This is a genomic window from bacterium, from assembly GCA_035528375.1.
GTDB lineage: Bacteria > RBG-13-66-14 > RBG-13-66-14 > RBG-13-66-14 > RBG-13-66-14 > RBG-13-66-14.
Genome location: DATKYS010000143.1, coordinates 1 through 14,354, shown reverse-complemented (window position 1 = coordinate 14,354; position 14,354 = coordinate 1). Strand labels below are relative to the sequence as shown.

16 protein-coding genes and 1 tRNA gene are annotated in these 14,354 nt (G+C 67.0%); 5 read left to right on the top strand and 12 right to left on the bottom strand.

Annotation, left to right across the window (positions count from 1 at the left end; translation table 11 throughout):
- Positions 1-86 precede the first annotated feature (86 nt).
- The 10 genes from VM054_12075 to VM054_12030 form a co-directional block, all read right to left on the bottom strand.
- Positions 87-701, bottom strand: a complete 615-nt coding sequence (locus VM054_12075) for a cyclase family protein (protein HUT99795.1) — start codon at positions 699-701, stop codon at positions 87-89.
- The gene (locus VM054_12070; protein ID HUT99794.1) at positions 701-1,630 is read right to left on the bottom strand and encodes an MJ1477/TM1410 family putative glycoside hydrolase; all 930 of its coding nucleotides are present in this window, start codon (positions 1,628-1,630) and stop codon (positions 701-703) included. The genes VM054_12075 and VM054_12070 overlap by 1 nt, the downstream gene beginning before the upstream one ends.
- Positions 1,631-1,734: 104 nt before the next feature.
- Positions 1,735-2,724, bottom strand: coding sequence for an SMP-30/gluconolactonase/LRE family protein (locus VM054_12065; protein HUT99793.1), 990 nt, complete (start codon positions 2,722-2,724; stop codon positions 1,735-1,737).
- Positions 2,725-2,738: 14 nt separating this feature from the next.
- Positions 2,739-3,659, bottom strand: a complete 921-nt coding sequence (locus tag VM054_12060; GenBank protein HUT99792.1) for a PorV/PorQ family protein — start codon at positions 3,657-3,659, stop codon at positions 2,739-2,741.
- An 87-nt stretch (positions 3,660-3,746) separates the two neighbouring features.
- Positions 3,747-4,421, bottom strand: a complete 675-nt coding sequence (locus tag VM054_12055) for a YIP1 family protein (GenBank protein HUT99791.1) — start codon at positions 4,419-4,421, stop codon at positions 3,747-3,749.
- 29 nt (positions 4,422-4,450) lie between these two features.
- On the bottom strand, positions 4,451-5,587 hold the full coding sequence (locus VM054_12050) for an inositol-3-phosphate synthase (GenBank protein ID HUT99790.1): 1,137 nt from the start codon (positions 5,585-5,587) through the stop codon (positions 4,451-4,453).
- Positions 5,588-5,635: 48 nt separating this feature from the next.
- Positions 5,636-6,247, bottom strand: a complete 612-nt coding sequence (locus VM054_12045) for a CDP-alcohol phosphatidyltransferase family protein (protein ID HUT99789.1) — start codon at positions 6,245-6,247, stop codon at positions 5,636-5,638.
- 5 nt (positions 6,248-6,252) lie between these two features.
- Complete coding sequence (gap, locus tag VM054_12040; GenBank protein ID HUT99788.1) at positions 6,253-7,239, bottom strand: type I glyceraldehyde-3-phosphate dehydrogenase; 987 nt, start codon at positions 7,237-7,239, stop codon at positions 6,253-6,255.
- 12 nt (positions 7,240-7,251) lie between these two features.
- The gene (gene recO, locus VM054_12035; GenBank protein HUT99787.1) at positions 7,252-7,998 is read right to left on the bottom strand and encodes a DNA repair protein RecO; all 747 of its coding nucleotides are present in this window, start codon (positions 7,996-7,998) and stop codon (positions 7,252-7,254) included.
- A 113-nt stretch (positions 7,999-8,111) separates the two neighbouring features.
- Positions 8,112-8,198: transfer RNA gene (locus VM054_12030), tRNA-Leu, on the bottom strand.
- A gap of 163 nt (positions 8,199-8,361) precedes the next feature.
- On the opposite strand from VM054_12030, the gene VM054_12025 reads away from it, so the two are divergent.
- From VM054_12025 to VM054_12010, 4 genes are all read left to right on the top strand, one after another.
- Positions 8,362-8,472, top strand: a complete 111-nt coding sequence (locus VM054_12025; GenBank protein ID HUT99786.1) for a rubredoxin — start codon at positions 8,362-8,364, stop codon at positions 8,470-8,472.
- A 35-nt stretch (positions 8,473-8,507) separates the two neighbouring features.
- Positions 8,508-8,837 (top strand): VOC family protein, encoded by a 330-nt coding sequence (locus tag VM054_12020; GenBank protein HUT99785.1) that lies wholly within the window; start codon positions 8,508-8,510, stop codon positions 8,835-8,837.
- A gap of 10 nt (positions 8,838-8,847) precedes the next feature.
- Positions 8,848-9,192: a DUF3795 domain-containing protein gene (locus VM054_12015; protein ID HUT99784.1), complete on the top strand. Its 345-nt coding sequence runs from the start codon at positions 8,848-8,850 to the stop codon at positions 9,190-9,192.
- Positions 9,193-9,292: 100 nt separating this feature from the next.
- Positions 9,293-9,589 carry a DUF3795 domain-containing protein gene (locus tag VM054_12010; protein HUT99783.1) on the top strand — a complete coding sequence of 99 codons (297 nt, stop codon included), beginning with the start codon at positions 9,293-9,295 and terminating at the stop codon, positions 9,587-9,589.
- Between the two features lie 65 nt (positions 9,590-9,654).
- On the opposite strand, the gene VM054_12005 is transcribed toward VM054_12010, so the two are convergent.
- Together VM054_12005 and VM054_12000 are read right to left on the bottom strand one after the other, a co-directional pair.
- A complete protein-coding gene (locus VM054_12005; GenBank protein ID HUT99782.1) occupies positions 9,655-10,248 on the bottom strand; it encodes a helix-turn-helix domain-containing protein in 594 nt (197 codons plus the stop codon).
- 88 nt (positions 10,249-10,336) lie between these two features.
- Positions 10,337-13,504: a hypothetical protein gene (locus VM054_12000; protein HUT99781.1), complete on the bottom strand. Its 3,168-nt coding sequence runs from the start codon at positions 13,502-13,504 to the stop codon at positions 10,337-10,339.
- A 264-nt stretch (positions 13,505-13,768) separates the two neighbouring features.
- Between VM054_12000 and VM054_11995 the strand changes: the two genes are divergently transcribed.
- The coding region (locus VM054_11995) for a hypothetical protein (protein HUT99780.1) at positions 13,769-14,354 on the top strand (586 nt) is incomplete at its 3' end.

Here is a 14,354-nt window from a genome sequence, read left to right as displayed (position 1 = left end):
GTGGGAGAGGGATTAAGGGTGAGGGCTACCTTTGAAAAACGGCGGGGACTGAAGTCCCCGCCCTACATTTTAGTGTGCGTTGGTGGTCAACCTTCCAGCAGCACCGCCCGGCAGGGGGCGCCCTCAGCTTCCTCTATTTTGAGCGGCAGGCAGACCAGGGTGTACCGACCCGGCGCGACGTCCGAGAGGTCCAGCCCCTCCAGGGCGGGGATGTCCCTTTCGAAGAGCAAGCGGTGGACCACCGGTTCTTTCTCGAAGCCGTCCACGCTGGGCCCGTCCACGCCCAACAGGCTTATCCCACGCTCGACGAGGAGCCGGACGGCGTCCCCGCCGGGGTAACAAAAATCCTCGAAGAATCCGCCCCCCCGGCGGGCGGAGTTGGCGGTTTTCAACAGGATCCGGTCGCCGGTTTTTATCTTTTCAATCGGCAGGGCTTCGGGGCCGACCACCCTCGCGTCGCCGCAGTCCACCACGAGCGCCGGTCCGACGAAGGGGTCGAGGGTCAGCCGCCCTAGGCGTTTCCCGTCGGGAAAAAGATGGGCCGGGGCGTCCACGTGGGTGCCCAGGTGGCTACATAGGTGAAGCTCCGAGGTCTCCCAGCCGTCGCGGGCGTGTGTTTTGGTGAGAGCGCGTTCCAGGCCCCTCTCGCCGGGCCAGGGGACCGCGCCTTCCAGCGGGCGAGTGATGTCTATGACGCGCATCAGTCCGGCTCGTGGCCGGGGTTGACCCGCAGCTCGTCCAGCTCCACCGTGGTGCAGTAGGGCACGTACCCTCGGCCGCCCGATCTCTGGTAGACGCAGTCCACGTTGGTCGGGTCGTCGCAGTAGTCCACGGTAAGCACTATTCCGCCCGCGTCCAGGAAGAGGTCGAGGTAGCCCTCCAGCTCGAGGCGGCCCTCGTCGTCGCCCGATTCCTCCGGACGGGGGTCGTCGGTGGCGAAGAAGAAGAGCTCCTCCTGCCCGATGCCGTCCACGTTGGTCGGGTGCTCGGGGAATTCGTCGGCCAGGGCGGCGGCGTTCTGGACGATGCAGACGAAGTCGTTGTGCTTCGATTCGCCGTAGTCGGAGATGGCCTTCGCGAAGGCGACCATGTCCGCCGGCGCGCTCTCCCGCTCGTCCTCCAGGTCCCAGCAGGAGTCCAGCTTGTCCAGGTACACGCCGTCGAAGCCCTGAGCGATGATTTTATCCAGGTAGGCGTAGACGATGGCCTGCCACTGGGGGTCCCAGAAGCGCACCAGGTAGTTACCCGGCCAGTCGGGGTTCTCGTCTCCCAGCCAGTCGGGGTTCCCCGGCTCCCAGTCCGGTTGCCAGTACCAGCGGTAATCCTCGGCCTCGCCGATGGAGAGGTAGGCCAGGGCTATCTTGGGCTGGTCCCCGCCGCGGTCGCGCAGCCCGTCTATCTCCGCCGCCGTCCATTCGCCGGTCTCGGTGCCGTCGGAGGAGTAATCCATCACCACCAGGTCGAAGGCGCTGGCGCCGAGCTCTCCGAGGTCCACGTCCACGAGCTGGTAGACCCAGTCGTTCACGTCGGCCGGATTTAAGCCTTCGCCCCCGGTCGGGCCGGTGCAACCGACGGCGAGGAAGGCGCCGATGAGGACCGCCGCTACGGAGACCTTTTTTTTTAGCTTCATCTCAATCCCAGACAAGGGGTTTAAACCCCTTGCCTAACGGCAACGACCGTTGCCGAAAACGGGTCAATCTCGTTAAAAACTGCGGCGCCCGGGCTGGTTTCTCCCTACCAGAGCTTGGGGTCGTACACCACGACGGCCGCCGGGGAGGAGAACCCCTCCGCGGTCAGGACGGTGTCGCCGTCCCGGAGGAGCTTCGCCTTGCCCCCTGTTTCCTCCACCACCCAGACCCCGCCGCCCGGCTCGGCTGAGACGTCCACCGGCCCGTTCAGGTCCTCGTAGCTCTCCAGCACCGCCCCGTCCCCGGCGTCGAGGAGCAGCACCGACCCTCCCCGCGCCGCGACCCAGCAGTCGCCGTCGGAGTCCAGGGACAGCCCCCGGGGGTCTTCGATGTCGGTGGCGGTGAAGGAAATGCCGCCGTCGGAATCCAGGCAGAAGACGCGGTCGCCCGCACTGTCGCTGAACCAGACGCGGTCCCCGTCCGGATCCACCGCCAGGCCGCGAACGACGCCCAGACCGGTGACGGTGACCCGTGCGTCGGCGGAGGTTCCGTCGCCGGTGAGGTCGGCGTCGAAGGCGTAGAGGTTTCCGTCCTCGTCGGCGCACCAGCAGTAGCCGTTCGCCTCGTCCCAGGCCACGCAGCGGGTGGGTCCGTCCACCGTCACGCGGCCCAGCTCTCCGGCCCAGGAGCTGAGGCGCACGAAGGCGTGGTTGACCCGGTCGGCAACCCAGCACTCCTTGTCCGCGGTGACAGACACGGCGATGGGGTCGTTCAACAGGCCGTCCTCGGTGGCGGCGACGAAGCCCAGGTCCAGGTCGAGCCTGACCACCCGGTCCCCCGAATAGTCGGCAATCCACAGGGCGTCCACCCCGGGGAAGAGGGACACGTCGGTGGGCCGGGTGACGAACTCGTAGAAACCCGCGGTGTTCCCCTCGGAGTCCAGCATGACGATGCGGTCGTTCATCTTGTCGGCCACGTATTCCGTGGTATTGACCGGGGGTTGATGTTGTCCGCCGTCGGCGGGGGTGTCGCAACCGAGGGCGAGGAGAATCGCCGCGAGCGGCGTCAGGAAGGCGAGAAGCATTGAGCGTTTCATGTCATTTCCTCGGGCTAGATTAAGAGCCCCAATGTGAAGAGATGGGTGGCGTCGAGGTCGCCGTAGTCTGCGTAGGCGTAGTCCAGATTCAAGAGCACCGATTCCCACAGGGCGAACTGGAAGCCGACGCCGAAGGAGAAGGTGGCCGTGTCGTGCCCCAGCCGGTAACCGCCCCGGAAGCTCACCAGGTCGAACATGGTGTACTCGAGGCCGAAGGCCCCGTAGGGTTTGGCGTAAACGGGATAGACCCCGTCGGCGAAGAGGGTGACCCGGTGCCGGGGCAGGTCGAGGACGTCTCCGGCGGCGCCCAGGCGCAGCGTGACGGGGAGAGGGCTCTCCAGGCTCACGTACTTGACGTCGGGCCCGAGGTTGGCGGCGGTGAAACCGAGGCGGAGGGCGTTCAGGGGCTGGTACGAGAGCCCCAGGTCGAAGGCGACGGTCGAGGTGTTGACGTCGTCAATGCGCGAGTAGATGTAGTTCACCGTCGCCCCGGCGCCGAAGCCCTGGAAGAGCTCGATCCCGTAGGACACGCCGGCCGCCAGGTCCGCCGCGGGAAACTCCGCCGTTGGCACGCCGTACTCATCGTAGCCCTGCAGGGTGCCGTAGGAGATGTAGCGGGCAGCGACGGCGATGCTCCCGGCCTCGCCCCCTGCCACAGGGAAGGCGTAGGCGCCGAACTCGAAGGTGAGGTCGGCCAGGTACTCGTCGTGGGTGAAGGTGACGGCGTGGCGGCGGTTCTTCGATAAAAGCGCCGGGTTGAGAACCGCGGCCTCGGCATCCCGGGCGTCGGCGACGAAGGCTTCCCCGAGCGCCAGGGACCGCGCCCCGACCCCGAGCCGAAGGAAGGGAAAGCAGGCCGTTCCGGCGTCCTCTTCGGCGGCCATCGCGGCCACCGCCGTCAGCAGTACCACAAAAATCAACCAGCGGGTTTTCATCAGAACCTCCCGGGCGTCCACATCCCTATTATAGGAGATAATCGTTCCCGAGACCAGGGTCAAAAGGCTCGCCTTAAAAGGCGCGCCTTAGCCGGCGACGAGCTCCCAGAAGCGGTCGCCGTAGATGATCCAGACCGCGCCGAGGCGGATGAGGACCGGCAGCAGGGCCAGGGATAGCGACTGGGCGACGCCCAGGTGCAGGCCGCGGTGGGCCCCCAGGGTCAGGTAGACCAGGCTCAGGGCCAGAACCAGGAGCGGTCCGAAGACGGGGATGAAAAGGACGATGTAGGCCGTGGCGCCGTAGGCCGCGACGCGCAGGATGTCCCGGAAGGAGAGCCTGCGCTGGTACAGCCGCCCCAGGCCGAAGAGGGCGGCGGCGTCGAGGAGGAGGAGCCCGGCCAGCCCCGGCGCGTTGAGCGCGACGTACCAGGGGAAGGGCCCGCCCCCGACGAGCCAGGTCATCCCGGTAGTCAAAAGCGCCGATACGAGAAGAATGATTCCGGCGTAGAGGTAGGCGTACCAGGCGCCCCGCCCGTGCGGCATTCCGCCGAAGAATTTTTCCGGCCCGTGGAGAACGCCCCAGAATATTTTAAAGAAACCGCCCGCGCTCCTCCTGCGTTCCCAGAGGGCCGCCGGGTTATCGCTGCCCGCCCCCGCGCAGACCGCGCATACCCCGTCTACGCCCGCCGAGACGCACTCGGCGCACAGAAAATCCCCGCAGTGCCGGCATCCGGCGACGGCGGGGCGATCGGTATGGTTCACGCAGTGCCCGGGCAGCGACCGGGTGCCGCTCAACGGGTCTTGGTCGGGACGCCGGCCTTGGCGGAGGGCTTGGCCGGTTTCGACTTCGACTTCGCGTACGTCGCGATGAACTCCTCGACCATGTTCCGAGCAACGTCGTCGGAGTGCTGCGCTGGTGGCGACTTCATAAAGTAGGCAGACGGTCCTTCCAGGACGCCTCCCACACCGGCGTCCAGGGCCAGCTTGGCGCAGCGGACGGCGTCAATGACCACGCCGGCGGAATTGGGCGAATCCCAGACCTCCAGCTTGAGCTCCAGGTTGAGGGGCACCGAGCCGAAGGCCTCGCCCTCGAGGCGGATGTGGGCCCACTTCCGGTCCTTGAGCCAGGGGACGTAGTCCGAGGGGCCGATGTGGATGTTGTCGTCGCCGGGGTGTTGGGAGATGTTGCTGGTCACCGACTGGGTCTTGGAGATGCGCTTGCTCTCGAGGCGCTCCCGCTCGAGCATGTTGAGGAAATCGGAGTTGCCCCCGACGTTGAGCTGGCTGGTACGCTTGAGCAACACCCCGCGGTCCTCGAAGAGCTTGGCCAGGATGCGGTGGATGATGGTGGCCCCGACCTGGCTCTTCACGTCGTCGCCGATGAGGGGGAGCCCCTTGGAGGCGAAGCGTGTGTGCCACTCGCCGGTGGAGGCGATGAATACCGGCACGCAGTTGACGACGGCCACGTCGGCCTTCAGGGCCTCGTTGATGTAGAAGCGGGTGGCCTTCTCGCTGCCCACGGGGAGGTAGTTGAGCAAAATTTCGGCGCCCGATTCCCTCAGCGTCGCGGCGACGTCCACCGGCTCGCCCGTGGCCAGGGGGACGATGTCGCGGAGGTACTTCCCGATGCCGTCGAGGAGGGGGCCTTGCTGGACCTGGGTTCCCAGGGTGGGGGGGTCGGTGAAGCGGAAGGTGTTGTTGGGCGGGGCGAAGATGGCCTCGGAGAGGTCGCGGCCGACCTTGTCGGCGTTCACGTCGAAGGCGGCGACGAAGCGGATGTCCCGGACGTGGTATCCGCCCAGGTTGACGTGCATCAGGCCCGGCACCAGCGCGTCGTCCAACGCTTCCCGGTAGAACCAGACGCCCTGGATGAGGGAGCTGGCGCAATTGCCCACCCCGACAACGGCAACTCTGACCTCGCCGGCCATCAGGGCGCACCCCCTTGTGCTGCGATAAAAAGGTACACTAAACCGGGATCACTCCCCGCCCTTCGCGTCGGTCTCCGACAGCCTCGCCAGGGTGTACGCGAGGCGGCGGATGGCGGTGCAGAATGTCCCCACCGCGAGGATAATAACACAAATCTTGAGCACAGTATAACCCGCGAACCCGCCGATCAAAAGGAGCACCATCCGCTCCGGTCGCTCCCAGAACCCGACCCTGCACTCCAGGGCGAGGCTCTCGGCGCGGGCCTTGGCGTAGCTGACGGTGAGCGAGCCGACCAGGGCCGCCAGGGTGAACGCCAGATAGAGTAAATCCCCCCGCTGGGCCGTGAGGTACGCGACGCCCGCCAGGACCGCCCCGTCCGCCCAGCGGTCGGTGAAGCTGTCCAGGTAGGCCCCGCGCTTGGATTCCAGACCGCGCAGCCGGGCCACCTGCCCGTCGGTCATGTCGAAGAATCCGGCGAGCAACAGAAGCCATGCGGCGCCCGGGAGAGCGCCCAGGGCGAAGAGGAATCCGGCGCCCAGGCTCGCCAGAAGGCCGCAGAGCGTCAGGGCCGACGGCGAGACCTTCAGCCCGGCCAGGAGCCGCGCCGGCCACCCGAAGAGGAACCGAAAGGCCCCCCTCAGCCATTCCCGCCAGAATACCATTCCGCCTAGAAGAGCTTGGCGATCAGATCGGCGGTGCGGCAGGAGTAGCCCCACTCGTTATCGTACCAGCTCAGGACCTTGGCGAAGGTGCCGTAGCTCTTGGTGTATTCGGCGTCGAAGATGGAGCTGGCGGGGTTGCCGATGAAATCGCTGGAGACGAGGGGCTCCTCGCAGTAAACGAGGATGCCCTTGAGGGGGCCCTGTGCGGCCGCCCTGACCGCGCCGTTTATCTCGTCGGCCGTGGCCTCGCGCTTCAAACAAACGACGAGGTCCACCAACGACACGTCGGGGGTGGGAACCCGGACGGAGATGCCGTCGAGCTTCCCGGCCAGATCGGGCAGAACCAGGCCCACCGCATTGGCGGCGCCGGTGGTGGTGGGGATCATGTTCATCGCCGCCGCCCGCGCCCGCCGCAGGTCCTTGTGCGGCAGGTCGAGGATGCGCTGGTCGTTGGTGTAGGAATGGATGGTGGTCATCAGGCCGTGCTCGATCCCGAAGGACTCGTGGAGCACCTTGGCCACGGGGGCCAGGCAGTTGGTGGTGCAGCTCGCGTTGGAGATGATGTGGTGCTTTTTGGGGTCGTAGGCGTCGAAGTTGACGCCGAGGACGACGGTGATGTCCGGTTCCTTGCCGGGGGCGCTGATGACGACCTTTTTGGCGCCGGCCTGGAGGTGTTTACCGGCCCCGGCCCGGTCGCGGAAGAGGCCGGTGGATTCCAGCACCACGTCCACGCCCAACTCGCGCCAGGGCAGTTTCGCCGGGTCCCGCTCCGAGAGCACCCGGATCCGGTCGCCGTCCACCACCAGATAATCCCCGTCTATCGAAACGTCGGCGGAGTAGGTGCCGTGGATCGAATCGTGCTTCAACAGGTGCGCCAGCGTACCGGGGTCGGTGATGTCGTTTATGGCGACTATCTGGTAATCGTACCGGCCCCGGGCGTAGCGCAGGAGCGTGCGCCCGATCCGCCCGAACCCGTTGATGCCGACTTTCATAAATTTCCCCCTTCAGCGTCGAACCTCGGCCGTCCGTCCGAGGAGACCTTCGGCGCCCGTTAAAAGATCCGTGGAGCGCAGCCGGAGATCGAAGTGGTATTCGATCAGCGAAAGCGAGACCCTGAGCGCGCCCGAGAGAACGTCGGCGTCGTGGCGGCCCTTGAGAACCGCCCGGCGCTCTATCCCTTCGAGGAGCCGGACGCCGCCCGCGTTGAGCGGCAGGTGCCCCTCACGCCGGTGCCCGCGGCACAAAACGCGGCCGCCCGCCACGTCCACCGCCGCCCCGCCGGTCAGGTTGTCGTCGCAGGCGGCGCAACGGGAGAAATCGGGCCACAGCCCCTGGGCCTTTAGCAGGCTCTTGAAAAAGAACAGTGATGCCGGGCGGGGGTCTATGCCGCCCTCGAGCAGTTCGAGCGCGGTCCGCAGGAGCTGGTAGCAATCCTCGCCCGCGGCCAGGGCCACCTCGGCCAGTGTGCCGGCGTGGAGGAAGAGCCGCCAGTCGCTCCCGATGCGGGGGGCGCCCGAAAGAACGTGCGCCTCGGAGAGGAAGTCGAGCTCGCGGCCCTCCTTCCGGTAAACGAGAGCCTCGATGACCCGGTAGGCCACCGTGCCGCCGGCCAGACGGCTCTTGGGCCGGCGGGCCCCCTTGGCCACGGCGCGGATGACCCCCAGCTTCGGCGTGAGGAGGGTGACTATTTTTTCCGTGTCGCCCAGGGGGCGGGCCGCCAAGACGAGGGCCTCGGTCTTAAAGAGCGGCATGCCGAACCTGGTCGTTCCCGGCTGGGGGTGGAAATGAAAGAATCCTACCGGCTCTTCGCCCGGGGAGCCGGACGATTCCGGCCGACCCGTTGTCGGTGAATCCGGTGGTCGGTTGGTGCCGGGAAGGAGACTTGAACTCCTACAGGGTTTCCCCCACATGGCCCTCAACCATGCGCGTCTGCCAGTTCCGCCACCCCGGCACCGGTGGTGAGCTACGGCTGCGCTGTCGCAGACACGGCTGGGTGAGTATAGTCAAGGGGGTTTTGCTAGTCAACCCTCCGGTGGCCCGGGACCGCCCTTGCGGGCCCGTCGAAAAAGGGTTATTCTGGGGGGTGTCAGAAATCCCTTTTCCGAGCAGGAACCGTGGCGGTATTCATCTGCGGCAAATGCGGTCACGAGACCGAGGACGTGCGCTGCTGCCCGAAGGTCTGCCCCAAGTGCGGCGCCCCGCGTGAGGCGCTGAAGAAGGAGTAGCGGGCGCTTCGGGCGGCGTTCAGGGAGGTAACAAAATGCACGGCGTTTGCCATTTCGATATCCCGACGAAGAACCCCGCAAAGCTCGCCCCCTTCTACCGGGACGTATTCGGGTGGAAGACGGAAGTCAGCCAAGGTTACCACATGTTCCGCCCCCCGAACAGCATCACCGGCGGCCTGGACACGAAAATCGTCGCGCCGGTCATCTACGTCGAGGTGGCGGACATCACCGCCAAGCTGGGCGAGGTGGAACGGGCCGGGGGTAAAACCGTCACCCCCAGGACCCACATCGGTGAGGGCTTCGGCTACTACGCCTATTTCGCCGACACCGAGGGAAACGTCATCGGCCTGTGGAGCCAACATTAGGGGGAGGGTGATGCTCGAAACCGGAGGTTTCTGCGGAATAGACTGCGACACCTGCCCCGCCCTCCTGGCCACCCGCAAGGGGGACGAGGCGGCTCTGGCGGCGGTCGCCGCCGAATGGTCGAAGATGTACGGGGCGGACATTCCGCCCGAGAGCATCCCCTGCGCCGGCTGCTTTGCCCGGCCCCCGGAGCCCACGGGTTGCCACGCCCACGAGTGCGGCATTCGGGCCTGCGCGTTACAAAGAGGCGTGGACACCTGCGCCGAGTGCCCCGACTACGCCTGCGACCGGCTCGCCGAATTCTTCGCGGTTGCCCCCGAGGCCCAGGCCAACCTGGATGCCCGCCGGAAGGGTTAGTTTCCGCGGCGGCGCGGCTCCGGGCGGGGGCGGTGATAAGAATGACGCCGTATCGCAGCCATCGTTGATCGGTGCGATTCTGGGCGGGGGACGGTGATTCATGCTGGAGCGCGGCGGATTCTGCGGTCTGGACTGCGACGCCTGCCCTTCCCTGGCCGTCGGCGGGAAGGACTACGGGGCGGGGACGATTCCCTGCGGCGGCTGCTTCGCCGGGCCGTCGGACGCGCCGGGGTGCTCCTTCGAGGATTGCCGGATTCGGTCCTGCGCTCTGGAAAGGGGCGTGCCGACCTGCGCCGAGTGCGACCGGTACGTCTGCGGGATTCTCGACGAGTTCTTCCGCTCCTTCCCCGGCGGCGACGGGGCGAGGAAAAACCTGGACTCCCGCCGGAAGGCCTGACGGTCCCCGTTTTTTTAAAAACGCCAACCGACCCGGGGGGTCGGTTTTTTAATCCTCGATCGGTATCAATCCTTCAGGTGCGTCACCGACAATTCGAGGAGCTCGAGCCACTGCCCGAAGAGCACATCGGGGTCCAGCTCGTTCCCGCCGTAGAGGTGGGCCAGGGCCAGCCCCGAGGTGACGGCCAGCGTCAGATCGGAAAGCGCCTTGGCCCGCCGGAGCGGTATGCCGGGAAAGGTCCGCTGGAGGGCGCTCACCAGCAGCGCGCGGAGTTGGTGGTGCCCCCGGACCAGGGCGTCCTTGGCCGTACCGCCGAAGCGGGAGTCCAGGAGGAACTCGACGGTACGCGCCCGGCTCCCGGCGTAACCGGCGAAATCGCTGAAAACGGCGTAGCCGAAGGCCACCATGCCTTCCACCCCATCGGCCGCGGTCTCGAGGGCCCGCTCGAAGCGCCGGGCCAGATCGGCCGCCTCGAGCTGCCACAGCGCCCGGAGGAGGTCGTCCTTGCCCCGGAAATGGTCGTACACCGACGCGGGCGCCAGACCGCCGGCCCGGGCGATGTCGCGCATCCGGAGCTCGCCCACCGACCGGTGCTCCAGGAGCCCCCGGGCGGCGCCCAGAATCCGCATCTGGGTCTCGGTGAGGGGTTTTTCGGTCATATCTGACACCTGCCGTCGGGATGGCGGAGCGCTTTGAATGCGGAGCGATCAGTAGAAGGCAAGGGGTTTAAACCCCTCGTCTCATTCATCAGTCGTAGATGTCCACACCTGTGCCCTGGGTTTCGGGAAGCATGTAGCGGCGCATGATGTCGGCGATGGGGATGCGGGGGATGGTGAACTCGGAGAGATTGATGAAACTGGTGAAAAGGGAGAGCAGCGAAAAGCCGGTGTCCACGACGCGGATTTTCATCGTCATGCGCTGGTTCTTCAGGTCCATCGTGACCAGGTCCGGCTGCTTCTGAAACCCGCCCAACAGGCCGCGGACCTGGGTGATCGAGGGATTGGTGCCCTCGGGGTCCAGGAAGAGGAGCATCTTATCCAGCACCTCTTTGCCGATCCGGGTGATGTTGACGGACCCCTCCACGTCGAACCGGGTGATGATGTCGGATAAATCCGCGCCGCTCCCGCTCAGGCGGAGGTCTCCGTTGATCTCCGCGCCTTCCGTCGGCTCGACGCCCTCGATGAGGTAGCCCACGTTCACGTCGCTGAACTCGAGCTGGAGGCTGAAGCTCGGGACCACGTCGGTCAACAGGATGTTGAGCCTGCCCACCAGGCTGCCGCCCAGAGCCTTTGCCGCCAGGCGCCAGATGTGCAACCCGCCGCCGGTGACGCCCCAGGTGAGCTCGAGGTCGTTCGCCCGCATCTCGGGCATCTGCCCCCCGGCGATGCGGACCTCGCCGATGGTCAGATCGGGGGGCGGGGTGAAGGGGGCCAGGAGCTCGTACCGGCGCTCGCCGAAGGGTGACGGGTGTTCCTCGGTCCTCCCGGGCAGCGGGAGGGGCGCGCTGAGGACGACCTTGTTGTCAATCGGCAGCTCCCCCTCGATGCCGGTGACGGAGAGGACGCCCCCCTGCCTGAAGTTTATCTGGTGGAACCGGAGCCGCCCGGTGATCCGCATCGGTTTCGGTCCCTGCACCGGACCGCGCAGGGCGAGCTCCAGCCCCACCTGGCCTTCCACGTCAACCATCCCCGCGCAGGCCTTCATGGGCTCCCCGATCCGTCCCACCCTCCCCTGCAGGTCGAGAGCCGCGGTGGGCGTCCCGAAAAGGTCGGAGACCGCCCCGTTTCCGGTGAGGCTGAAGTCCAGCGAGTCAACTCCGGCCTCGATTTTTTCCAACTGGATTTCTTCCAGTCCCCTCAGGCGGCCCTTGAAAACCAGTGTCACCCCCTGCACGGGCACGGGCAGGTCGGTGAGAACGACATCGGCGACGGTGGCGTCCAGCTCCAGGTCCCCGTCGCCGGAGTCGAAATCGAGGGCGAGGTCGGCGTTGATGCCGTCGGCACCCCCCTGGGGGAGGCCGATCGAGACGTCGGTCAGCTCGAGGGCGAGGTGAGTCCGGAGCGAGCGGGCCAGGGTCAGGGGGTCGGGGTCGTCCAGCGCGCCCGGCGCCACCTCGACCCATCCCCGGATGCGGGCTGTTCCGACGGGCTTCACCGGCGGCAGCTCGACCATCCCGGGCGGGATCAGGCCGAGCGCCCGGTCGAGATTTATCACGAACTCGTCGAACCTGACGGAGGCTCCCCCCCGGCCGAAGTCGTTCACCCTGGCGTCGCCGCGCCAGTGGAGCGCGTCGCCCAGGTCCACCTTCATCCCTACGAGGGTGACGTTTCCGCCCTTCAGATCGGCCGCCAGCGATCCTTCGAGGGAAACGTCGTCGAGCGACACGGGGCCGGGAAGCCCCGCGCCCGCCAATCGCACCGTCCCCAGATTCAACCGCAGCCCCTCGGCGGTGAAGCTGCCCCTCGTCAGATCGGCGGAAAACGTCCCGCTGACGGCGAGGTCTGTCGCCAGGAGGGGACCGGGCTCACCCAGGCTCGACAGGTGACCGGCCCTGAAATCCACCTCGAGCCCCGTGGCGGAAAGGCCGGTCAGGTCCACCGTTCCGTTCGCGGAGAGCGCCAGGTCGCCCGCCGAGTAGGGTCCCTGCTCGGCGCTCAGGATGGAGAGGTCCGCCGCCAGGTCCACCACGGGTCTCGGGTCGTCGAGTTCCACTTCGGTGTGCAGGACGACTTTGCCGTTCAGGCCCACCACGCGGGCCGGCCCGGTGGGGAGCGCCATCCCGCCCTCGACTTGGGCGAGGTCGAGCTCGGCCTCGACGCCGGCCCACCGGGGCGCGAAGGACTCGTCCAGGCGCACGTCCAGGCCCACCGTGCCGGAGACACCGCCCGCGGCCCCGATATTCGGCAGAATGGTGGAAAGGTCCCGGACCAGGGGACCCAGCTCGGCCTTCTCCAGATCGAGCTTCACGACCGCCCGGGGCTCTCCGCTCAGCGTCGCCGTCACCTCCAGCCCCAGGGCGAGGTAGTCGCCCAGGGTCAGCCGTCCCCCGGTGAGGTTGACGCCCAGCGCCGTCAGGTCGGCGTCGAAGGCGCCCCGCAGGACGAGCTCCCCCGCGGGGGCGAACTCCAGGGGGGCGGAGATGTTTATCCCCGAGGCGGCGACGTAGAAACCGCCCGAGACCGCCGTGGCCTCGAGCGGGTCACCGGGGACGGTGAGGTCCAGGTTCAGGCTCAGCTCATCTATGCGCCCCGCGGCTGAGGGGTTTCCCGCCGGGCCCAGGCGCAGGCTCGCGGGACCTGGCTCTTTCCTGATATTCAGGCACACGGGGCCGGGATTCCCGGTGTCGAACCCGTCTAGGATTAGCGACAGGCCCCCGAGGCTGGCCGCGATGTCGTCCGAGACCGTGACGTCCAGCTCCTGGACGGACAGGCGCCTGAGCCGGACGTCCACCGGAAGGGAGTCCCAGGTGAAGGGCGGTTTCTCCTCTTCGCTGGGCGCGACCAGGTGCTCGACGTTCCAGCCCAGGCCTGGAATCTCGATCAGGTTGACTTTCACGCCCCGGGCCTCGACCACGTCCAGGCTTATCCGGTTGTCGATGAGGAGCTTCCCCAGATCGTAGTGGAGGACGAACTCGTCGAGCCGCACGGCCGGCGCACGGTCGAACTCCTCGCTGGAGAGGATCACGAGGTCCCGCACCACCAGGCCGGTCAGGGGCGAGATGAACACGGGGCCGACGGACACCTCGCCCTGGAGGCTTTCGTTGACCAGCCCCAGCACCAGCCCCTTGAGCTTCTCCTCGGGGTAGAGGAGACGGAAGACTCCGGTGGCGACGACGACGAGGGTCGCCACCCCGGCGAGGATGCCGACGAGAATCTGGGCCGTCCAGCGGCCTATGGCAATAGTGGTCTTTGACACCCGTTCGCCGTCCCGCGCCGTTTTCCCCTCGGCCGCATTCACGACTCTGTATTGTACCTGATTTGATACAACGGAGAAAACGTGCCCGAGGTGTGTAAACCTGCAATGGCTGGATGGATGGCGACGCGGTCCTTGTCCCTGCAGGCCGGCGGTCCCCATCCGCCGCCGTCCGGGAAACCGGTCACCTCCTCTCCGGACCCGAGGCTGGCGCCGGGGTCCCCTTTTTGCTATATTGACACCGTGCATCCGACGCCGGAGGCTCCGTTGCGGGTAACCCTCCTCCTGCTCCTCTTCTTCTGCGCATCCTGGGCCATGCCCGGCATGCCGGCGGAGCTCTACGAATACTACGGGCTCACCCAGCCGTACACCTTCGCCGAGCCGGAGCGCCCCGACGGCGTGGACCGGCCCTCCCCGGTTCCCCCCGCGTCCAACCTCACCGTCCGGCCCCTCGTCCTGTTGGTGGATTTCGACGACCGGCCGGCGGACAAGGACATCCACCCGCCGCTGGAGTACGGGAAGATAATTTTCCGCCGCAACCAGGAGCCGGGCACCTTCACCGACTACTGGGACGAGGTGACCGGCAGCCGGGTGCGGATCGTGGGCGACGAGGAAACCGACATAGATTCGGCCTGGATCCGGGTCAGCGGAACCTACGATCCCACCGACGAGGACCTGGATTACGGCTTCTTCACCGACGGGGAGTACGGTTTCGGCGACTACCCGCGCAACTCCCAGGGGATGGTGCGCTACGCCCTGGTGGCCGCGGACCCCCGGATCAACTTCGCCGATTACGACAACGACGGCCCCGACGGCATACCCCGGTCCGCCGATCCCGAACACTCCGACGACG